Annotated in this window: 16 protein-coding genes and 1 pseudogene; 9 read left to right on the forward strand and 8 right to left on the reverse strand. The window is 65.0% G+C overall.

The annotated features are described in order from the left end of the window. On the reverse strand, nt 1–801 hold the full coding sequence (locus tag ACNJYB_RS03500) for an ATP-grasp domain-containing protein (RefSeq protein WP_439372718.1): 801 nt from the start codon (nt 799–801) through the stop codon (nt 1–3). A 396-nt stretch (nt 802–1,197) separates the two neighbouring features. Between ACNJYB_RS03500 and ACNJYB_RS03505 the strand changes: the two genes are divergently transcribed. Continuing rightward, complete coding sequence (locus ACNJYB_RS03505; protein WP_439372719.1) at nt 1,198–1,971, forward strand: ferredoxin--NADP reductase; 774 nt, start codon at nt 1,198–1,200, stop codon at nt 1,969–1,971. Nucleotides 1,972–2,313: 342 nt separating this feature from the next. Beyond that, entirely contained in the window at nt 2,314–3,939 is a 1,626-nt protein-coding gene (locus ACNJYB_RS03510; RefSeq protein ID WP_439375790.1) for an FMN-binding glutamate synthase family protein, read from the forward strand. A gap of 63 nt (nt 3,940–4,002) precedes the next feature. On the opposite strand, the gene ACNJYB_RS03515 is transcribed toward ACNJYB_RS03510, so the two are convergent. Further along, nucleotides 4,003–5,298, reverse strand: coding sequence for a hemolysin family protein (locus tag ACNJYB_RS03515; RefSeq protein ID WP_439372720.1), 1,296 nt, complete (start codon nt 5,296–5,298; stop codon nt 4,003–4,005). Between the two features lie 244 nt (nt 5,299–5,542). On the opposite strand from ACNJYB_RS03515, the gene ACNJYB_RS03520 reads away from it, so the two are divergent. Then, nucleotides 5,543–7,618 (forward strand): methyl-accepting chemotaxis protein, encoded by a 2,076-nt coding sequence (locus tag ACNJYB_RS03520; RefSeq protein ID WP_439372721.1) that lies wholly within the window; start codon nt 5,543–5,545, stop codon nt 7,616–7,618. A 226-nt stretch (nt 7,619–7,844) separates the two neighbouring features. Here the strand turns inward: ACNJYB_RS03520 and ACNJYB_RS03525 are convergent, their stop codons facing one another. The 3 genes from ACNJYB_RS03525 to ACNJYB_RS03535 all read right to left on the reverse strand — a co-directional run bounded on the left by ACNJYB_RS03525 (nt 7,845) and on the right by ACNJYB_RS03535 (nt 11,438). Continuing rightward, on the reverse strand, nt 7,845–9,815 hold the full coding sequence (locus tag ACNJYB_RS03525) for a carbohydrate porin (protein ID WP_439375791.1): 1,971 nt from the start codon (nt 9,813–9,815) through the stop codon (nt 7,845–7,847). Nucleotides 9,816–10,226: 411 nt separating this feature from the next. After that, entirely contained in the window at nt 10,227–10,490 is a 264-nt protein-coding gene (locus tag ACNJYB_RS03530; RefSeq protein ID WP_439372722.1) for a hypothetical protein, read from the reverse strand. A 141-nt stretch (nt 10,491–10,631) separates the two neighbouring features. After that, the gene (locus ACNJYB_RS03535; protein WP_439372723.1) at nt 10,632–11,438 is read right to left on the reverse strand and encodes a creatininase family protein; all 807 of its coding nucleotides are present in this window, start codon (nt 11,436–11,438) and stop codon (nt 10,632–10,634) included. 152 nt (nt 11,439–11,590) lie between these two features. On the opposite strand from ACNJYB_RS03535, the gene ACNJYB_RS03540 reads away from it, so the two are divergent. From ACNJYB_RS03540 to ACNJYB_RS03560, 5 genes are all read left to right on the forward strand, one after another. Next, nucleotides 11,591–12,613 (forward strand): ABC transporter substrate-binding protein, encoded by a 1,023-nt coding sequence (locus tag ACNJYB_RS03540; RefSeq protein ID WP_439372724.1) that lies wholly within the window; start codon nt 11,591–11,593, stop codon nt 12,611–12,613. A gap of 209 nt (nt 12,614–12,822) precedes the next feature. Continuing rightward, the gene (locus ACNJYB_RS03545) at nt 12,823–13,638 is read left to right on the forward strand and encodes an ABC transporter ATP-binding protein (protein ID WP_439372725.1); all 816 of its coding nucleotides are present in this window, start codon (nt 12,823–12,825) and stop codon (nt 13,636–13,638) included. Then, nucleotides 13,635–14,453, forward strand: a complete 819-nt coding sequence (locus tag ACNJYB_RS03550) for an ABC transporter permease (protein ID WP_439372726.1) — start codon at nt 13,635–13,637, stop codon at nt 14,451–14,453. The genes ACNJYB_RS03545 and ACNJYB_RS03550 overlap by 4 nt, the downstream gene beginning before the upstream one ends. After that, on the forward strand, nt 14,453–15,442 hold the full coding sequence (locus tag ACNJYB_RS03555; RefSeq protein ID WP_439372727.1) for a 2-hydroxyacid dehydrogenase: 990 nt from the start codon (nt 14,453–14,455) through the stop codon (nt 15,440–15,442). Before ACNJYB_RS03550 ends, ACNJYB_RS03555 begins: the two co-directional genes overlap by 1 nt. Further along, complete coding sequence (locus tag ACNJYB_RS03560; protein WP_439372728.1) at nt 15,442–16,134, forward strand: AprI/Inh family metalloprotease inhibitor; 693 nt, start codon at nt 15,442–15,444, stop codon at nt 16,132–16,134. Before ACNJYB_RS03555 ends, ACNJYB_RS03560 begins: the two co-directional genes overlap by 1 nt. A gap of 187 nt (nt 16,135–16,321) precedes the next feature. Here the strand turns inward: ACNJYB_RS03560 and ACNJYB_RS03565 are convergent. Further along, a pseudogene (locus tag ACNJYB_RS03565) lies at nt 16,322–17,712 on the reverse strand (peptidoglycan-binding protein). Between the two features lie 243 nt (nt 17,713–17,955). Here ACNJYB_RS03565 and ACNJYB_RS03570 point away from each other — a divergent pair. Further along, nucleotides 17,956–18,333, forward strand: coding sequence for a hypothetical protein (locus tag ACNJYB_RS03570; RefSeq protein ID WP_439372729.1), 378 nt, complete (start codon nt 17,956–17,958; stop codon nt 18,331–18,333). 332 nt (nt 18,334–18,665) lie between these two features. On the opposite strand, the gene ACNJYB_RS03575 is transcribed toward ACNJYB_RS03570, so the two are convergent. Next, nucleotides 18,666–19,451 (reverse strand): DUF4239 domain-containing protein, encoded by a 786-nt coding sequence (locus ACNJYB_RS03575; RefSeq protein WP_439372730.1) that lies wholly within the window; start codon nt 19,449–19,451, stop codon nt 18,666–18,668. 26 nt (nt 19,452–19,477) lie between these two features. Continuing rightward, the gene (gene radC, locus ACNJYB_RS03580; RefSeq protein ID WP_439372731.1) at nt 19,478–20,191 is read right to left on the reverse strand and encodes a RadC family protein; all 714 of its coding nucleotides are present in this window, start codon (nt 20,189–20,191) and stop codon (nt 19,478–19,480) included. Nucleotides 20,192–20,203 lie beyond the last annotated feature (12 nt).

Below are 20,203 nucleotides of genomic sequence, written 5' to 3' on the forward strand. Positions count from 1 at the left end.
CTAATTTTTATCAAACACGCGATCCAACGCCGCGTCATACGCCGCCTGCACCAGCCCCGGATGCAGCTTCGCCAGCGCTTCCATCATTACGCCGGAGTTGATCTCCAGCACGCGCCAGGAGCCGTCGACACGGACCACGTCGATCGAAGCGAACACGATGCCGATGGCGCGCGCAGCATCGATCGCGAGCTTCACGCAAGCCGCGCGGACCTCGCCGTCCTCCATCAGCACCGGCTTTGCGCCGGCATCGAGATTGTGCCGCCAGTCCGAGCCGCGCTGCTTGCTGTAGACGACGAGGGGCACGTCATCGAGCAGCACCACGCGGACCTCTTCCTCGATCGCGACATAGGGCGAGATCACGAGCCCTGCGCTCATCGCGAAGACCTCGCCGACCGCGTGGTCGAGTTCCGCCTCCGTCGTCACCTTGAACACCGCGCGGCCCGACGTGCCCTCGTTCGGCTTGACCACCACGCCTTGCGGATTCTGCGCATGCAGCGCCAGCATCGCTTCACGCCAGCCAGGGCCGGCGACTTGCACGCCCAGCCTCGGGTTGAGGAAGAGGTGATGAGGAATGCAGGGCAGGCCTTGTAGCGTCAGCGCCTCGGCGGTTGCCGATTTGTCGTTGGCGAGACGGTGCGCGATCGCGCTGTTGAGGCCGATGTCGTAGCCGAAGGCGAAGCGGCGCGTCTCATCCCGGTGCATCGCTATCAGCCAGCCACCGGGGCGGACATCGACCGCGATGCCATGACGGGCGCAATAGCGCCTGATCGCCTGGACGAAGATCCGCTCGCTGCCAGCCATCTGTCGGTCGCTTGTGTCAGTCGTTCTTGTCAGTCGTTCTGGCGCCAAAAGCCGCAAAAATGCGGGAATCGGCGCCATGCCGGGTGAAAATCAGAGCTATTCTTAATGAAATTCTCGCGAGCACGGCTGAAATTAACTGCTGTAGTCGAGGCCTGGAGGGAAAAGAAATTGCCCTTCGCGCGCGCCCGGCAGCAGGTTCATTAACGATGTGCCCAGCTCTGCCGCAAATGCCGGTTTGATCGGCATCGATTGCATCCGAAACGAGGTTGATTATTGGTCTGAATGGCGTAGATCACGCACGCGAAATCCTCCGCCATGGCAGTGGTGACCGCCCCGATTTCAGGGCCGGGCAACGCTTTTGCCCTAAAACCGCAAATATTCGGAATATCGAAAATCATGAGCGCGTTTTACCGAGAGAAGGTTCTTTCCGTCCACCACTGGACCGACACGCTGTTCAGCTTCCGCGCCACGCGCGATACCGGCTTTCGTTTCCAGAACGGCCAGTTCGCCATGATCGGCCTCGAGGTCGACGGCCGTCCGCTGCTGCGCGCCTACAGCATGGCGAGCGCCAACCACGAGGAAGAGCTCGAGTTCTTCTCGATCAAGGTGCAGGACGGCCCGCTCACCTCGCGTCTGCAGAAGATCAAGGAAGGCGACACCATCCTGGTCGGCCGCAAGGCGACCGGCACGCTGATTACCGACAACCTGCTTCCCGGCAAGCGGCTGATGCTGCTCTCGACCGGCACCGGCCTTGCGCCCTTCGCCAGCCTGATCAAGGACCCCGACGTCTACGACCAGTTCGAGTCCATCGTGCTGGTGCATGGCTGCCGCCAGGTCTCCGAGCTCGCCTATGGCGAGAAGCTGGTCGCGACCCTGCGCGAGGACGAGCTGTTCGGCGAGCTGCTCGCCGACAAGCTCATCTACTACCCGACCGTGACCCGCGAGCCCTTCAAGAACCGCGGCCGCATCACCGACCTCATCAACTCCGAGCAGATCTTCGACGACATCGGGCAGTCGCCCCTCGACATCGCGACCGACCGCATCATGATGTGCGGCAGCCCGGCGATGCTGGAAGAGCTCAAGGCGATGTTCGAGAGCCGTGACTTCATCGAAGGCAGCGGCAACAAGCCCGGTCATTTCGTGATCGAGAAGGCCTTCGTCGAGCGGTAAGTGCGGCGGCTTGTTATTTCGGTGTCGTCCTGGAAATCCAGGACCCATACCCACCGAGTCCGGTTTGGCGAAGGCTGTCAGTCTTCGCACAACCCCGTTTAGGGGCGGTGGGCAAAGCGTGCTGGCCTCCGAATCCCCTTTCTGCTGCAGCGCAACAATCCGACCTCCCGGCGGATTGATCTGCGCCAGCTCATTTCGCTAGCCTGAAACAAGGGCCGCGTCATATCCGTATGACAGGGGCGGGCGTATCGTACCGCCTCATGCCGGCGAGAGGATGGGATCGTGGCCGACGACAACAAGCAGGAATCGCCCAAACGTCTGGCACTGGCGGAGGAGGGGGTCATGGAGACCCTGCTGCTGCCGTTCTCGCCGCGCTTTATCGTGCTGACGATCTGCGCGGTCGTCACTGCGCTCCTGATCGGCATCGGCATCGCCGACCGCAAGATCTCGGACATCCTGCTGATCCCGATCCTGATCTTCGGCGCCCTCACGCTGCTCGGCGTCCGCGACCTCCTGCAAAAGAGCCACGCGGTGCTGCGCAATTATCCGATCTCGGCGCATATCCGCTTTCTCCTCGAAGAGATACGCCCCGAGATGCGGCAGTATTTCTTCGAGAGCGAGAAGGACGGCATGCCGTTCTCGCGCGACACCCGGTCGTTGGTCTATCAGCGCGCCAAGATGGAGCTCGACAAGCGTCCGTTCGGCACCCAGGAGGACGTCTACCGCGAAGGCTATGAGTGGATGCATCACTCGGTCTCGCCGAAGGCGCATGCCGAGGAGAAATTCCGCATCACCATCGGCGGCCCCGACTGCAAGAAGCCCTACTCGGCCTCGGTGTTCAACGTCTCCGCGATGAGCTTTGGCGCGCTCAGCCCGAACGCGGTGCGGGCACTGAACGCCGGCGCGAAAAAGGGCGGCTTCGCGCACGACACCGGCGAGGGCGGCTTCAGCCCCTATCACGCAGAGATGGGCGGCGACATCATCTGGGAGATCGGCTCCGGCTATTTCGGCTGCCGCCATCTCGACGGCTCCTTCGACCCCGAAGCGTTCGCGCGCGTCGCCGGCCAGGACCAGATCAAGATGGTCGAGCTCAAGATCAGCCAGGGCGCCAAGCCCGGCCATGGCGGTGTGCTGCCGGCGGCGAAGGTCTCGGAGGAGATCTCAAAAATCCGTGGCGTCGCCATGGGCGAGGACTGCATCTCGCCCGCCTCGCACCGGGCGTTCTCGACGCCTGTGGGAATGATGCAGTTCATCGCGGAGATGCGCCGTCTGTCCGGCGGCAAGCCGGCCGGCTTCAAGCTGTGCATCGGCCATTCCTGGGAATTTCTGGCGATCTGCAAGGCGATGCTGGAGACCGGCATCTATCCCGACTTCATCGTCGTCGACGGCAATGAGGGCGGCACCGGCGCGGCGCCGCTGGAGTTCATGGACCATCTCGGCATGCCGATGCGCGAGGGTGTCAATTTCGTTCACAACGCGCTGGTCGGCATCAATGCGCGCGACCGCATCAAGATCGGCGCCTCCGGCAAGATCGCCACCGCCTTCGACATGGCGCGCGCGATGGCGATCGGCGCCGACTGGTGCAATTCAGCGCGCGGCTTCATGTTCTCGCTCGGCTGCATCCAGTCGCTGAGCTGCCACACCGACCGCTGCCCGACCGGCGTCGCGACGCAGGACCCGACCCGTGCGCGCGCGCTCTACGTGCCGCTCAAGATCGACCGCGTGGCCAACTATCACCATGCCACGCTGCACTCGCTGACCGAGCTGATCGCCGCGGCCGGCCTCGAGCATCCGCAGCAGCTCCGTCCGATCCATTTCAACCAGCGGACGTCGACGACCCAGGTCAAGTCCTTCGCACAGCTCTATCCGGCGCTGCGCCCCGGCGAGCTGCTCGAAGGCACCGAAGACCCGCGGTTCGCCGGCGCCTGGCGGATGGCACGGGCGGACACGTTCCAGCCGGCGCTATGAGCCCGCCGAGACGACGAGTGGAGATTGGCGCAGCAGCATGCGCTACTTCAACGAGCGCTCACCTCACGCCGCCGCCTGCTCATCTCGCCGACTCGCCAGGATCTTGTCGATCCGCCTGCCGTCGAGATCGACCACCTCGATATGCCAGCCGCCGAGGTCGAAGGCGTCGCCGACATTGGGCAGCACGTTGAATTGCTGCAGCACGAGGCCTGCCACCGTGTTGAAGCGATGCGGCGGCAGCTCGATGCCGAGCAGCTCGCCGAATTCGTCGACCGGCATCCAGCCGGCCACCAGCAGCGATTCATCCGCACGCTTGACGTAAGCCGGCTCCGGCGGGCCTTCCTCGGAATGGAACGCGCCGACGATGGACTCCAGAATGTCGGCCGCGGTGACCACGCCTTCGAAGGCGCCGTACTCGTCGTAGACGAAGCCGACATGAACCGGAGCGGCCTTCAGGATCGTGAGCACATCGCGGGCATCCGCTGACGCCGGAATGCTCGGCGCTTCGCGGACCAGCGCTCGCAGGTCGGGGGTGCGTTCGTTCATGTAGGCGACCAGCAGGTCCTTGGCCTGGAGCACGCCGACGGGCTTGTCGCGATCACCGTCGGACGCCGGAAAGCGCGAATGCGGGCTCTTTTTGATGATCTCCTGAATGGCCTCCGGCGGGTCGTTCAAATCGATCTCGTCGACCTCGGTGCGCGGCGTCATGACGGCGCCGACCGGCCGGTCGCCGAGCCGCATCACGCCGGCGATCATCTCCTTCTCGCCCGGCTCGAGCACGCCCGCGCTCTCGGCTTCGCTGACGAGGTGATGGATCTCGTCCTCCGAGACCTTCTCCTCGGCCTTGCCGCCGCGGCCGAGCAGCGTGAGGATCAGCTTGCCAGAGACGTCGAGCAGGAACACGAGCGGCAGCGATATCTTCGCGAGCAGGTGCATCGCGGGTGCGACCCTGACCGCAATGCTTTCGGGATCGCGCAGCGCCACCTGCTTCGGCACCAGCTCGCCGACGATCAGGGTGGCGTAGGTGATGAGCGTGACGACGAGGCCGACGCCGACGATGTCGGCGATGCCGGAGGACAGGCCGAGCTCGATCAGCCATTGCGTCAGCCGCTGCCCGAGCGTCGCGCCGGAAAAGGCGCCCGAGAGCACGCCGACCAGCGTGATGCCGATCTGCACCGTGGAGAGGAATTTTCCGGGATCGGACGCCAGCGTCAGCGCCCGCTCGGCGCCGCGCACGCCCTTGGCGGCGAGCAGCGACAAGCGGGCCGGACGGGACGAGACCACGGCCAGCTCCGACATGGACAAGAGGCCGTTGATGACGATCAGGACGACGACGATGACGAGTTCGACGGAGAGCATTGATGTTCCGAGGTAAGTAAGTATGGCAGGCGGCTGCCGGCACACGCATTGATATAGGTACTCGGTGCGGAATTGCTGGCGCTTCTGTCGCATCCGTTGCCGCGAGGGAACCGCGAGGTGGGCGGTGTTCCCTGCGGTTTGCGACGACGTGACACCCGCGGAACTACGGGCACGTGCTTAACGGGCTCTTAGTGGCCGCCAACTAGATTCTCCGCATTTGTAAATGCACTTGAGGGGACCGAGGATGCGGATCGGGAAGCTTTTCGCGCTGTCGATGCTGACGGTGACGGTGTTTGCAGTCATCCTCGGCGCCGAGGTGCTCATACCCCAGACGCGCATCTTCACGAACCGTTCCGACGCGATCAGGACGGTCGACGCCTTTGGCGCGACCTTGATGATCAGCCAGCAGGTCGCCAGCCTTCGTGCCCCCTACATCGGACCGATCTTCCAGGAAGGTGCTGCGACGCAGGCCCAGATCGACGCTGCCGCCAAGGCTGCAAAGGCGGCCGATGCGGCATTCGAGCGGGCAAGGCCCAGTTTCCTGGCGCTGGATGACGCCGGACCGATGATCGAAAAGCTCGACCGTACCGCGCGGCGGCTCAAGGAGGTCACCACGGCCGCAGATCGCGCGATGACCGTTCCCTTGGCGCAGCGCGACAATGCCGTGATCAAGGGCTTCCTGCCCGGGATTGCCGAGGTCATCGGCAACATCGAGCCGATCATGAATCGGCTCGAAGGACAGGTCGTCAACGCCGATTCCTCGCTTGCGGCGCTACTGAGCCTGGCACGGACGGCGCAGGATCTGCGCGTCTCGGCCGGCAGCCGCGCCGCCACGCTGTCGCCGGCGCTGAGCGCGCGCCGGCCGCTTACGGCGGCCGAGATCTCGCTGATGGATCGCATGCAGGGACGTGTCGAAGCCGATCGCGAACGCATCGAGGCCGGCATCGACCAGCTTGGAAGCCCGCCCCGCATCGCCGCGGCGCAGAAGGCGGCGACCGAATCCTATTTTGGAAAAGCCGCGCTAGTCGTGGACAAGGAGATGCCGGCGGCGAGGGGCGACGGCAAGTACGGCGTCAACGCCGACGAGCTGGCGAGCGTGATCGTGCCGGCCATCCAGATGTTCTACGGCGTGCGGGACGCCGCGCTGGCGGAAGCCGCCGAGCGCGCCACGGCTGCGCGCGACGGTGCATTGGCGATGCTCGCGCTTGCGGGCGTCGCGGTGCTGGCGCTGCTCGGCACGCTCGTCGGCGTGACGATGATGCTGCGCAGCCGCGTGGTGACGCCGCTCAGCCGGCTCGCCGAGGTGATCGGGACGCTCGCCGCCGGTCGGCATGAGGTCGAGATCCCCGCGACGGGTCGCAATGACGAGATCGGCGAGGTCGTCGGCTCGCTCCAGCACTTCAAGGCTTCGCTGCTCGCCCAGAAGGCCGCCGACGAGGCGGCCGCGGTCGAGGCCGAGGCGAAGCTCGAGCGCAGCCAGCGCATGGACCAGATCGCGCGCGACTTCGAGGCCATGATCGGCGACGTCATCAACACCGTCGCGTCGGCCTCCGCGGAGCTCGAAGTGTCGGCGGGGACGCTGACCAGCACGGCCGAGCAGTCCGAGCAGGTCACTGCGACCGTCGCGGCCGCCTCCGAACAGGCCTCCGCCAACGTGCAGACCGTTGCGGCGGCGGCGGAGGAAATGGCCTCGTCGGTCGACGAGATCGGCCGGCAGGTCCAGGATTCCGCGCGCGTCGCCGGCGAAGCCGTGCAACAGGCCGAGCGGACCAACGATCATGTCGGCGAGCTCGCCAAGGCCGCGGGGCGGATCGGCGACGTCGTCGAGCTCATCAGCCAGATTGCGGGCCAGACCAATCTTCTGGCGCTGAACGCCACCATCGAGGCGGCGCGGGCCGGCGAGGCCGGACGCGGCTTCGCCGTCGTCGCCTCCGAGGTCAAGGCGCTGGCCGAGCAGACCGCCAAGGCCACGGGCGAAATCAGCCAGCAGATCTCGGAGATCCAGGCGGCGACGGAGGATTCCGTCGGCGCCATCAAGGCGATCGGCGACACCATCACCCGCATGTCCGAGATCGCATCCGCGATCGCCTCGGCCGTCGAGGAGCAGGGCGCGGCGACGCGCGAGATTTCCCGCAACGTGCAGCAGGCGGCGCGCGGTACCCAGCAGGTCTCCGTCAGCATCGTCGACGTGCAGCACGGCGCGAGCCAGACCGGATCGGCCTCCGCCAACGTGCTCGCGGCGGCCAGATCGCTGTCCGGCGAGAGCACCCGTCTCAAGACCGAGGTCGGAAAATTCCTGGACGCGATCCGCGCCGCGTAGGACCCGAACGCCTGTTTCCGCTGGGCCGCGATAGCATGTGAAGAGAAGCGTCCCCGGGGCGCATCCTTCGAGACGCCCGCCTATGGCGGGCCCTCAGGATGAGGGCGGAGTGCGCAGCAACAATCGCAACGGAGACCGATGCTGCTTAGCCTGATCCTTGAGGAGCCCGCGAAGCGGGCGTCTCGAAGGACGAGGCGTGCGCATTCATCGCGCCTGAGCCGTGGGCTCAGAACTCGCCGTGCAGCCGCCCGGAGAATACCGACACCGGGCCGCGATCCGCGTTGTAGGCGGGGTTGACGATGAGCTGGTAGTCGGCGGTGAGGGTGACATTCTTGTTCAGCGCGTAGGCGTAATAGGTTTCGAGGATGCGCTCCTTGCGGTAATTGAGCGCGCCGTCGCCGACGAGAACGCCAAGGCCGCCGGCGGCGAGGAAGTCTCGATAGTCATTCGAGATGGCGTTGACGGCGCCGCCGATGCCGACGACGTCGTCGGGCCGGCTCCATTTCGTGCCCTTGATCGACAGGCCGGCGGACAGGCTGCGGTTGATGTCGGTGAACGCCAGCGTTTCGCTCTTGCCGTCGTTCCAGCTCCAGCGGCCGAACAGTCCGAGATCCTCGGTGATCGCCTGCTCGAGGTTGACGACATAGCCGACCTTGAGACGGCCGCGCCGCGTCTGCGCGATGTCGAGATTGAGCGCGGGATTGTCCAGCGTCTCGCGGAAGCTGCCCATGTTGGCGCTGTCGACCCAGCCCATGGTGCGGAGCTTGCCGGGCTGGCCGAGCAGCGAGTAGCGCGTCTCGAGCTCCAGCACGTACTGGCCGCGTTCGCCGACCCTGGTGTCGAAATGATTTGAATTGGACTCCGCGACCATCAGGAAATAGCCGCCGCGCAGCGCCCATTGCTTCTGGTTGAGCTCGGCCGTGACGCCGTAGGTGAGCCCGACCTTGTCGGCGGAATAGTCGAAGGCGCCGGGCGCCCAGATCGACCAGTTCATGAAATCCTTGCGGGTGTCCTTGGCATAGGCGTTGCCGTCGAACACGTCGACCACCGCGAACTTGCCGGCCTGCACGGTGAGACGGGACACGTCGACCTTCTGTCCCAGCTGCAACTGGCCGCTCGCGAGCTCTTCCTGCTCGCCGCCGAAGCCGAAGGTCTGGCGCACGAACAGGCGCGAGGTGTTGTAGTGCGGGTAGGGGAAGTTCGACTTCTGCGCCTCGCCGTTGGGGAAGCCGGCCGCACCGACCGTGTCGTTCAATCCAAAACCCTGGAGCAGCTCGGGATTGTAATAGACCTCGCCGCCGTCCCACAGCCGCGCGTTCAGGAACAGGCTGTTGCTCCAGGTCGCCTTGGCCTGCCGCGACGGCGAGAGCGAGTTCGGTCCGCTGTAGAGCGCGGGGAACGATGGATAGCCCTGCGGTAGATAGGTGCCCTGGCCGTGGATCTCCCAGCGATCGGATTCCGTGTCGATCAGCGAGCTGTTCGGGTTGTAGCCCGGCACGCCCGGCCAATCGACCTTACGGTTGAGGCCGAGCCTGATGGTCTGGAACTCGATCGCCGAGGAGGTGTATTGGGCGCCCGTCGAGAACGCGACGTTGGCAGTATCGAAGCGGCTGTAGAGATATTCGAGTCGCGCGCTCCAATGCGGTGCGAAGCCGTATTCGATGCCGGCGCCCGCAATCCAGCCCGGCCGCGTGGTCAGGATCTTCGGGACGGCTTCGCCGGAGGCTGGCCCGTCGAAATAGCGTTCGCCCATCCAGGCAAAGCCGCCGGTGGCATAGACGAGCCACGGACCGCTGGTGTAGCCGACGCGGCCGCGCAGGCTGGCGGTGTAGTCCCATTGCTGCGTGACCGTGTTGGCCGGTGTCGCCAGGAAGGAGACGATCGAATTCGAGGTGATGTAGTTGGGAAACGAGAAATCGCCTTCGAGGCCGACCAGCCAGCCGGAGTTGAGCCGGTAATTGTAGCCCGCCTGCACGCCGCCGATCGTGCCGCTGAAGACGCCGCTGTCGCCGATTGCGGTGCCGTCGTTCAGCGCAAAGCGCGACGAACCGCGGCTGTAGCCGGCATGCGCGCCGATATAGAGGCCGGTCCAGTCATAGACCGCTCTCAGCGCCGGCGCCTTCAGCGGCAGATCGGCGGCGCGGCTGGCGGCAGGAAAAACCATCACGCCCGAGGCGATTGCCGCGGCCGTCCGCAAATACCGGTAACGGTAACCTCTCAACGTCAAAACGAAACGCCCCCAAACGCGAATGTGTCCCACTCGCCGCGATATCCCTGCCGATTCGCAGCGCCCCTGTCATCAGGCCCGGTTGTCCGCGCCATCGACCGAAATGATTCCGGTTCGACGCGTTTTCTCCCAAGTCCCTGCATGTGCAGCGAACCTTATTGCGATTAATTCGCAATAGCAATTAGTGCGGATTGCCGCAGGTGATCGTTCGTGCCCTTGTGTGATGGAGCTGCAACAAATTCCGAGGCCCAAACAAAGCTCCCCAAGCAGGTGACCCGCCCGGTGCGGACAGCCGGGCGGGTCGGGGGCACGACACGGGGTGGATGAGGCGCCCGTGTCGGACGCAGGATCCACGTGGGAGATCGGCCTCAGGTACTCAGATCAGTAGCAGGTACGAACGCGGCCGACGTACTGGCCGAAGGCGTTGTACTGGGCGACCCAGCCGCAGCGGTGATAGCCGTAGGAATAGGGATCGTTGCTGGCGGCGATCACGGAGCCGACGACGACGGCGGTGGCGATGCCGGCACCGACACCCCAGACCCAGCCGGGCTGCTTGGCTTCGGCCGAAGTGGTGGTCGACGCGATGCTGCCGGTGACGGCGAGGGCAGCGAGCGCTGCGGCGGCAATCCTGATCTTGATCGACATGTTAAAACTCCATCCGGTGTTGAGGCGGTCCGTTGTGGTCCGCGTGCCCGATTGGACGGAGGCACGGCGAAACCGGTTCGAAAGCGCCTCGGGCACCTCCGGAATCCGGATGTTTTCCGAGCGAATTCATAAGGATGCGGGCTAGCCGAGGGGCCCTTTGGCGAGCCTGTTCACGTCGAAGTTATCGACCTCGGCCAGCAGCTCGCAAAAGGCGCGCGCGCCCTGGTCGATCAGCTGCTCGCCCTTCTCGGCGACGGCCAGCGTTGCATCGCCGACTGCACCGCTGAGGTTGAGATCCTGCGCCTGCCAGGCGAAGGGCGCGGGGCGCTGCGTCGACAGCCAGCGATACTGCTTCTCCATCGCGATGCTGCTCGCGGGAAAATCCGCGATCGCATCCTTGCGCACCTGACCCGGATAGCGCGCCAGCATGATCGAGGTCTCGACCGCCCCGCCGTGAATGCCGTGGCGCACCTCCTCGGCGGGAAACAGCCCGTCAGCGCCCGACAGCCGCGACCACGACGTCGTCACCACAAAGAGCTTGTGATGCGCGCGCAGATCCTGCGCGACCAGCATCATGGCCGCGCTGTTGCCGCCGTGGCTGGTGACGATGACGAGCTTTCGCAAGCCGCGCCGCGCGATGTCCTCGCCGATTCCCGTCCATCTCTTCAGCGCCGCGTCAGTCGCCAGCGTCTGCGTGCCCGGATAATCGATATGCTCGGTGGAAATGCCGATCGGCTCAACAGGAAGAAAGCTGGCCGGAACGGACGTGGGTAGCAACTCGCGCACGCGCGCCAGATAAGCGTCCGCGATCAGCACGTCGGTTGTGAGCGGCAGATGCGGGCCATGCTGCTCGGTCGCCGCCAGCGGCAGCACCGCGATCCAGCGCGACACATCTGCACGGGTCGCATCGGCCCAGCGGATCTCGGTCCAGGCGCGGGATGGCGTCATCAAGGTTTCTTTGCCCGAATTTGTCACGTAATTTGGGGTATGAGGGGACGCGGGCCCGACCGGCTCGCGTCCCCAATGTCATGCGGTTCTATCGCGTTGGCTTGGCATGGGCCAGAAGCGATTGGGCTGGAAGCGATTGACGGAGTGCACTCATGACCCCCTCTCATCTGCGGCAAGCGTTAATGGCGGGCTTGGTGGCCGCTTTGGTCTCGGTCCTGCCGGCACGTGCCGAGACGCTCGACAAGGTCACCTTCGGCACCAACTGGGTCGCCGAGGCCGAGCATGGCGGCTTTTTCCAGGCGGTGGCCGACGGCACCTACAAGAAGTACGGGCTGGACGTCACCATCATCCCCGGCGGCCCCAACGAGAACAACCGCATGCTGCTGATCGCCGGCAAGATCGATTTCTTCATGGCCGCGAACACGCTGATATCGTTCGACGCGGTCGCGAACAACGTTCCCGTCGTCACCATCGCGGCGGTGTTCCAGAAGGACCCGCAGGTGATGCTGACGCAGCCCGATGCCAAGGTTGCCAAGATCGAGGACCTCAAGCCGCTGACGTTGTTCGTCTCCAAGGAGGGCATGACCAGCTACTTCCAGTGGTTGAAGTCCGAATATGGTTTCAACGAGAAGAACGTCCGACCCTATAATTTCAATCCGCAGCCCTTCATCGCCAACCCCAGGAGCGCGATGCAGGGCTACGTCACCTCCGAGCCCTTCGCCGTCGAGAAGGCCGCCGGCTTCAAGCCCAACGTGCTGCTGCTTGCCGATTACGGCTTCAACACCTATTCGACCCTGATCGAGACCCGTATCGACATCGTCGAGAAGAAACCGGATCTCGTGCAGCGCTTCGTCGATGCCTCCATGATCGGCTGGTACAATTACATCTACCGCGACAATTCCGCCGGAAACGCCCTGATCAAGCAGCTCAACCCGGAGATGACGGACGACCTGCTCGCCTATTCCGTCGCCAAGATGAAGGAATACGGCATCGTCGATTCCGGGGACAGCCTGAAGAACGGCATCGGCGCGATGAGCGACGAGCGCTACACCTCCTTCTTCAACAAGATGGTGAAGGCGGGTGTCGTGAAGGCGGATCTCGATTTCCGCAAATCCTACACGCTGCGGTTCGTCAACAAGGGCGTCGGCGTCGAGCTGCGTCCGAACAGGCCGTAACGGATGTCGCGATTGGACCGAGACGCAGCCGCATCGTTCACCTCTCCCGAAGGGAGAGGTCGCATCGCATCACAAGATGCGGTGCGGGTGAGGGGTTACGCTCTCTCGTGGGAACGCCGCCCTCTCACCCGGCGCCGCGCGCCGACCTCTCCCCGTTGGGGAGAGGTGAGAGACGCGGCCCGACCGAGCCCCACAACAGCCTGCGATCAATGGTAGAGCGCAAAACCTCGTCCTCCGTCGAGGCCAGCCTGACGGCGCTTGCCGTCAGCCTGCGCGGGGTGACGAAGACGTATGACAACGGCGTCACGGCGCTGGGGCCGCTCGACCTAACGGTGCGCAAGGGCGAGTTCATCTCGCTGCTTGGTCCGTCCGGTTGCGGCAAGTCGACCGCGCTGCGGCTGATCGCGGGGCTCGGTGCGCCCTCGTCCGGCACCGTGCGGGTGGCGCATCACGAGGGCCCCGCACAGCCCGGCCATGGTATCGGCTTCGTGTTCCAGGAGCCGACCCTGATGCCCTGGACCAGCGTGCGCGAGAATGTGCGGCTGCCGCTGCAGCTCGGCGGCGTCCCGAAGGCGGAAGGGCGTGCGCGCGCCGACGAAGCGCTGGCCAGCGTCGGGCTTGCCGATTTCGCCGACGCATTCCCACGCGAACTCTCCGGCGGCATGAAGATGCGGGTGTCGCTGGCGCGCGCGCTCGTCACCGATCCCGACATCCTCCTGATGGACGAGCCGTTCGCCGCGCTCGACGAGATCACGCGCTTCCGTCTCAACAACGACCTGCTCGCGCTGTGGCGTGCCCTGGGCAAGACCGTCATCTTCGTCACCCATTCGGTGTTCGAATCCGTTTACCTGTCACAGCGCGTCGTGGTGATGACGGCGCGGCCGGGCCGCATCCAGGCCGACATCCGCATCGAGACGGTCGAGCCGCGGGGCGAGGAGTTTCGCACCTCCACGGCCTATTCCGATTATTGCCGGCGCGTGTCGGCCGCGTTGGCGCCGTCCTATTCGGGGCAGTCGACGCTATGAACGCGCGAGCGACCGTCACCGCAAAACCATCCGGCGCGCAACGCGCGATGCGCTTCGCTCCGCCCCTCGTCGTGTTCGCGGCCGGGCTCCTCGCCTGGGAACTCGTGGTCCGCATCAAGGACGTCCCGCCTTACGTGCTGCCTGCCCCGTCGGTCATCGTCCTGACACTGATCAAGGACTGGGCGGTGCTGTCACAATCGCTCGCGACCACGCTGCTGACCACGCTCGAAGGTTTCGTCGCCGCCAGCATCGGCGGCATTGCGCTGGCGCTGCTGTTCAACCAGTCGAAATGGGTTGAGTATTCGCTGTTCCCCTATGCAATCGTGCTCCAGGTGACGCCGGTGATCGCGATTGCGCCGTTGCTCCTGATCTATCTGGAGCAGCAGACCGCGGTCGTCGTCTGCGCCTTCATCGTCGCCTTTTTCCCGGTGCTGTCGAACACCACGCTGGGATTGAATTCGGTCGATCGCAATCTGGCCGGACTGTTCCAGCTCTATGGCGCCTCAAAGCCTCAGACCCTGCGCTTCCTGAAGCTGCCTGCGGCGCTGCCCTATATCCTCGGCGGCTTGCGCATTGCCGGCGGCCTGTCGCTGATCGGCGCGGTTGTGGCCGAGATCGCGGCCGGAACGGCCGGTGCCGGCTCCGGGCTCGCCTACCGGATCGCCGAGTCCGGTTACCGGTTGAACATACCCCGCATGTTCGCCGCGCTGCTTTTGTTGTCGCTGGCCGGGATTGTCATCTATGGGGTGCTGGCGCTAGTTTCCCACCTCGTTTTACGGCGCTGGCACGAAAGCGCGCTTGGAAAGGAAAGCTGATGTCTACCGGTTCGATTTCGTCCGAAAAGATCGATCTTTTGATTTATGGACCGGTGCGGCCGATCCTCGAGAGCGGGTTTTCCGATCATTTCGTCGTGCACAAGGCCGAGACGCGTGGTGACCTCGAACGGCTGACGCCGGCGATCCGCGAGAAGATCCGGGGCGTGGCGGTGACCTATCACACGGTCCGCGCCGACAAGGAATCGCTGTCGCAATTGCCCAAGATCGAGATGGTGGCGAGCTTCGGCGTCGGCTACGACCACATCGACGCCAAATACGCGGCCGAGAACAACATCATCGTCACCAACACGCCCGAGGTGCTGACCGAGGAGGTCGCCGACGTCGCAATGGGCCTTCTGATCTCGACCCTGCGCGAGTTCATCAAGGCCGACCGCTATGTCCGTTCCGGACTCTGGCAGACGCAGAACTATCCGCTCAGCGTCGGCTCGCTGCGCGACCGCAAGGTCGGCATCGTCGGCATGGGCCGGATCGGCCAGGCCATCGCGCGCCGGCTCGACGCCTCGCTGGTGCCGGTGGTCTATCACTCGCGCAACCCGTCCAAGGACGTCTCCTACAAGCACTATCCTGATCTGATCGAGATGGCGAAGGCGGTGGACACCTTGATGGTGATCGTGCCCGGCGGCGCTTCGACCAACAAGATGATCAATGCCGAGGTGCTGAAGGCGCTCGGCCCGCGCGGCGTGCTGATCAACGTCGCGCGCGGCTCCGTGGTCGACGAGCAGGCTTTGATCGAGGCGCTGAAGTCAGGCACCATCCTCGCCGCCGGCCTCGACGTGTTCGCGGCCGAGCCGAACGTGCCGGACGAGCTCAAGGCCATGCAGAACGTCGTGCTGCTGCCGCATATCGGCTCGGCCTCGGTGGTGACGCGCAATGCGATGGACCAGCTCGTCGTCGACAATCTCAGGTCGTGGTTCTCGGGCAAGGCGCCGCTGACGCCGGTTGCGGAAACGCCGTTCAGGGGGCGCTGATGAGAATTCTTCGGGTTCTCGCATTCGCCATCGCGGCATGTCTTACCGCGACGAGCCCTGCATTGGCGCAGGATGCGACGAGCCTGAAGAAATCGATGCCCGGTCAGTGGGAGCTTTCCACCACCGAGCGCAGCAAGACCTGCGTCGTCACGCTCAAGGCTGATGCCGCAGGTCAGGGTTACAAGCTGGAGCTGGAGCCGGCCTGCAAGACCGCGCTGCCTTTCACCAAGGCCATCGTCGCCTGGAGCGTGAAGGGCCTCGACATCGTCCGCTTGCAGGATGCGGCGGGTGAAGCCGTGATCGACTTCACCGAGGTCGAGGCGGGCATCTTCGAGGGCCTGCGGCAGGGCGAGGGCGTCTACATCCTGCAGGACCTCGCCGCCGCCCGCTCGATGGCCAAGTCGATGGACCAGATGATCGGCGACTGGTCGATGGTGCGCGGCAACGGCCAGCCGGTCTGCGGGCTGACGCTGACCAACACGGAAGCAAGCCAGGACAATTTCCAGGTCTTCCTCAAGCCGAAATGCGATCCGGCGATCGCACAGTTCAACCCGACGCAATGGCGCCTCGAGCGCGGCCAGATCATCCTGATGTCGAAATCGGGCGATGCCTGGCAGTTCGAGGCCGACGACAACGCGCAGTGGCGGCGCGTCCCCGATACCGTCGATCCCCTGATCATGCTGCGTCAGTAGGCGCCGCCAGCCGCGAGGTCGATAACCTCTCCGCTTGCGGGAGAGGTCGCGCCGAAGGCGCGGGTGAGGGCTTTCTCGTCTTGGGGGTTCTCCATTGTGGAGACACCCTCTCCCCAACCCTTTCCCGCGAGCGGGAGAGGGAGTGCGCCTGTTCTGTGGCGAAACGCTCCGCCTTCATCCAACGCAACTACGCCGTCACCTTCGGTGGCGGCGCGGTGCCTTGCGCCCATTTCTCCAGCTTGCCGAGCACGCCCCACGCGGTGAGCGCAAGCGAGATCGGCATCGCGAACTGGCCGAGGCCGGGCACCGCCGAGACGATCGTGCCCAGCAATCCGGCGATGCCGCCTGCATCCGGGTGCGCCGTCACCGAGGAGAGCAGCGCGGTGATGAGCGAGCCGCCGATGCCGAGCGCGGTCTTCTTTCCGTCGAGCAGCTTGCCGATGGTCTCGCCGAGCGCGCCGTTGACCTGGCCCAGCACCGGCTTGCCGTTCTGGTTGAGCAGCGTGCTGAGCAGGTCGATGACCTGCTTCAGCTGATCGACAGGGGCGGGTTGTTCGGGGTCACTGGTCCTGGCATGGGGGTCGTCTTGTTGTTGATGAGGGAGAAGAGCCGCTCGAACAGGCTGATCGGATCGCTGGTGGCTGGCAGCGTGTTGCCTGGGGTCGTCGGTGTCGGAAGCGTTCCGCCTGCCTGTGGCCGCAGCACCTGCGCGAGGTCTTCCAGCCGCTTCAGCACCTGGGACAGGTCACCGCTCTGCATGACCCCTCCCGGCTGCGTCGCGCGCGTGATGGCGGCGACCGTGGCGGCATCGAGCAGGCCGGTATCCCTCAGCCCCTTCTGCTGCTGAAACTGCGAGACCGCGATCCGGGTCTTCGGACCGCTGATGCCGTCCTCGGCGAGCGGCGGATTGGCGCCGAGGCGGTTGAGTGCCTGCTGCATCAGCACGACCGTCGAGGCCGCGTCGTCCTCGGGCTCGACGCGGCCTGCGAATTGCGGGCCGACGTCGAGTGTGATCGAGGAATCCAGCGCCAGCATGGCATGCAGGATCACGGCCGTGCCGAGCTGGGAATCGACGTGGTTCGGGTCGAACACGTGATCGCGGACGAATTTGCCGGCCCTTGCCTCGGGCGGGCCGTACAGGTTCGAGCCGCCGTAGAGATAGGGCGAATTGACGCCCTTGGCGTGGTAGCCGAAGCCGTTGAACGCCTCGAGCCGGAACAGCATCCGCGCGATGCTCCAGTCCTGCGCGCCGATGAAATTCTCGATCCTGAACGCATCCACGGCGCCGTCCACGAAGGTGGCAAACGGGCCGCGCCCCTTCGGCACGATGGTTGTCGTGCGATGCAGCGACTCGCCGTTGCCGAGATAGGTGTCGAAATCGAAATTGGATTCACGGTAATGGCAGAGCGCCGTGAAATACCAGGGAACGCCGGTCAACCGCTCGATCTGCTGATAGGTCGCCTTGCCGTTGAGCGCCTTGCGTGCGACCCCGTTCGCGTCGGCGAGGCGTCCGGGCCGGATCTCCAAACTGGACCAATTCCGCTCGTATTCACTCTTCAAACTCTCGAAGGACACCATTTTCCACTCCCGCAAAATTAATGAATTAACGAATCTCCATGCACGTCAAAATGAGCCGCCCGTCGTGATCGTCGCGTGAGACCAGCGTGATTGCTGCGAATCTGGCAGGTTGTCGGCGCTGCGCATGTGAAATGGGTTACAGCCCTTGCGGGAAAATTGGCGGCACAATGCGGATCGTCCGATGGGGGAACCCGCCGGGCCGTCGGCCCGTTAGCAACGACACGGTCCGGCAAGGAGGCCTATATGGCCAAGCGCGTCCTCGCGATCGGCGTCGAACCCGGCGTTGCGGATTACAGTGCATTCCCGCAGCTCACGCCGGAGCTCGTGCGCGACTACATCGAGGCGCAGCTGTTGCGCCTGCGCGATCGCGGCTTCGAGGTCACGAGCTGCCTGATCGATCTGGACGCGGCGGCCGAAGCCGCCGTGACCGCGGCGCTGCGCGAGCAGCGCTTCGACTGCATCGTGATCGGCGCCGGCCTGCGCGAGCCGAAGGAGCGCCTGCTGCTGTTCGAGAAGGTGCTCAATCTCGTCCATCGCCTCGCCCCGGAGGCCGCGATCTGCTTCAACACCACGCCGGCCGACACGGCCGAAGCCGTGCAACGCTGGATCGATCCAGGATGACCGGCTCGCGGCCGCTTTTTAAGCCGGCGGGCCTCGCTTGGGCGGGCTATCGCATATGAACAAGCGTGGTGAATAGCTCGCCCGCAGCCGATCCTTCGAGACGCCCGCCGAGGGCGGGCCCTCAGGATGAGGGCGGAGCGCGCGGCGGCAATTTCAACTGGCCAATGCTGCTTAGCCTCATCCTGAGGAGACCGCTGGAAGCGGTCGTCTCGAAGGACGAGGCGCTTGCTCTGGCCGTTACCAGCCTGCTCCGAAATCTTCGCCAAGTTTTGGAATCGCGGCCTGTCTGACCTTGCGATGGCAATGCCGGTCCAGGCCCGAGCGCTCGTGCTCTAGCTTTTTGCGACCTCCGGCACGATCTGCAGTAGCGGCTCCGGCTGGATCGAGATCTGGCCGGCGAACGGCCTGTCATGCGCGGCGATGAGCAGGACGGAGGTGGCGACCCCGGTCGCGAACAGGCCCATCGCGACCGCCGATCCGAGGCGGTTGTCGCAATGGACGAGGCCGATCACCAGCAGTGCGCAGGCGGCCTGGAGGTACAGGCACCACCATTTGACCGGGTTCACCGCGGCGAGGCTGACGATGATCCGCTGCCGCCGTGCGTCCAGCGCCTGCTCCAGCGCGGCGATCAGCTCGCGCTGCACATTGACCTTGCCATTGCCTTGCGGCGTCATCGTGATGACGAGCTGCAGCGCATCGGCGAGCGCAGGCGGCGTCACCTTCAGCGAAGCTTCCTGATGCGCCATCATCGGCCATTCCACCGCGACGGCCTGACCGACATAGTCGCGGACGAGGCCACGCAGCTTCGCATCCTGCTCCGCCGGCAGGCCGGCGGCCAGCAGCACGACGCTGCGCAATGCGCTCGCCTCGCGGCTCACCGCAGCGCTGGCGCGATCGCTGTCGCCCCAGACCTGCGCCCCGGTGAAGGCGACGAACAGGCCGAAAATGATGCCGAGCACCGGCAGCATGCCCGGCGAGATCGCCTTGAGCGATTTCGCGCGCTCCTCCGTTGCGACCAGCGCAATACCTGCGAAGATGGCCGCCGCCAGCAGATAGGTGAAGCCGAAGATCACCAGCGCCATCAGGGGCACCGGCAGATTGTGCAGCCAGTCGCTCATGCCGTTGTTGTCGCCTGATTTGGGCCCTAGATCAACCGCATCCCGCGCAAACTCGCATGCCCACTCCTGCCGACGATGATGTGGTCGTGCACGGCAATTCCGAGCGGCTTTGCGATGTCGATGATCGCCTTCGTCATCTGGATGTCGGCCTGCGAGGGCGAGGGATCGCCGCTAGGATGGTTGTGCACCAGGATCAGCGCGGTCGCCGACAGCTCCAGCGCGCGCTTGATCACCTCGCGCGGATAGACCGGAGTATGATCGACGGTGCCGGTCTGCTGCACCTCGTCGGCGATGAGCTGGTTGCGCTTGTCGAGGAAGAGCAGGCGAAACTGCTCCTTGTCTGAAAACGCCATGCTGGTGCGGCAATAGTCGATCACCTCGTTCCAGGACGACAGCGCGTTGCGGCTGTTGACCTCGCCCTTGGCAACGCGGTGCGCCGCGGCGGCGATCAGCTTGAGCTGGTTGATGGCGGATTCGCCGATGCCGTCGATCTCGCGCAGGCGCGCCACCGGCGCGTGCACGACCTCGGCGAACGAGCCGAACGACTTGATCAGCGCCTTCGCCAACGGCTTGGTATCGCGCCGCGGCAACGCCGGAAACAGCGCCATCTCCAAGAGCTCGTAGTCAGTGAGCGCGTCCGCGCCCGCGCTGTAGAAGCGCTCGCGCAGCCGCTCGCGATGGCCGAGATAGTGCGGCGCATCCTCCGGCTTGCTCTCGTCGTGGTCTGGCTTCGCGGGCATCGGCCGCCAGCA

This window comes from Bradyrhizobium sp. SMVTL-02 (genome assembly GCF_051853005.1).
In the GTDB taxonomy this organism is placed as follows: Bacteria; Pseudomonadota; Alphaproteobacteria; order Rhizobiales; family Xanthobacteraceae; genus Bradyrhizobium.

Excerpts from the sequence above, each read along its gene's own strand:
- ACNJYB_RS03500 (WP_439372718.1), bottom strand. The coding sequence starts at position 801 with ATGGCTGGCAGCGAGCGGATCTTCGTCCAGGCGATCAGGCGCTATTGC.
- ACNJYB_RS03505 (WP_439372719.1), top strand. The coding sequence starts at position 1,198 with ATGAGCGCGTTTTACCGAGAGAAGGTTCTTTCCGTCCACCACTGGACC.
- ACNJYB_RS03510 (WP_439375790.1), top strand. The coding sequence starts at position 2,314 with ATGGAGACCCTGCTGCTGCCGTTCTCGCCGCGCTTTATCGTGCTGACG.
- ACNJYB_RS03515 (WP_439372720.1), bottom strand. The coding sequence starts at position 5,298 with ATGCTCTCCGTCGAACTCGTCATCGTCGTCGTCCTGATCGTCATCAAC.
- ACNJYB_RS03520 (WP_439372721.1), top strand. The coding sequence starts at position 5,543 with ATGCGGATCGGGAAGCTTTTCGCGCTGTCGATGCTGACGGTGACGGTG.
- ACNJYB_RS03530 (WP_439372722.1), bottom strand. The coding sequence starts at position 10,490 with ATGTCGATCAAGATCAGGATTGCCGCCGCAGCGCTCGCTGCCCTCGCC.
- ACNJYB_RS03535 (WP_439372723.1), bottom strand. The coding sequence starts at position 11,438 with ATGACGCCATCCCGCGCCTGGACCGAGATCCGCTGGGCCGATGCGACC.
- ACNJYB_RS03540 (WP_439372724.1), top strand. The coding sequence starts at position 11,591 with ATGACCCCCTCTCATCTGCGGCAAGCGTTAATGGCGGGCTTGGTGGCC.
- ACNJYB_RS03545 (WP_439372725.1), top strand. The coding sequence starts at position 12,823 with ATGGTAGAGCGCAAAACCTCGTCCTCCGTCGAGGCCAGCCTGACGGCG.
- ACNJYB_RS03550 (WP_439372726.1), top strand. The coding sequence starts at position 13,635 with ATGAACGCGCGAGCGACCGTCACCGCAAAACCATCCGGCGCGCAACGC.
- ACNJYB_RS03555 (WP_439372727.1), top strand. The coding sequence starts at position 14,453 with ATGTCTACCGGTTCGATTTCGTCCGAAAAGATCGATCTTTTGATTTAT.
- ACNJYB_RS03560 (WP_439372728.1), top strand. The coding sequence starts at position 15,442 with ATGAGAATTCTTCGGGTTCTCGCATTCGCCATCGCGGCATGTCTTACC.
- ACNJYB_RS03570 (WP_439372729.1), top strand. The coding sequence starts at position 17,956 with ATGGCCAAGCGCGTCCTCGCGATCGGCGTCGAACCCGGCGTTGCGGAT.
- ACNJYB_RS03575 (WP_439372730.1), bottom strand. The coding sequence starts at position 19,451 with ATGAGCGACTGGCTGCACAATCTGCCGGTGCCCCTGATGGCGCTGGTG.
- radC (WP_439372731.1), bottom strand. The coding sequence starts at position 20,191 with ATGCCCGCGAAGCCAGACCACGACGAGAGCAAGCCGGAGGATGCGCCG.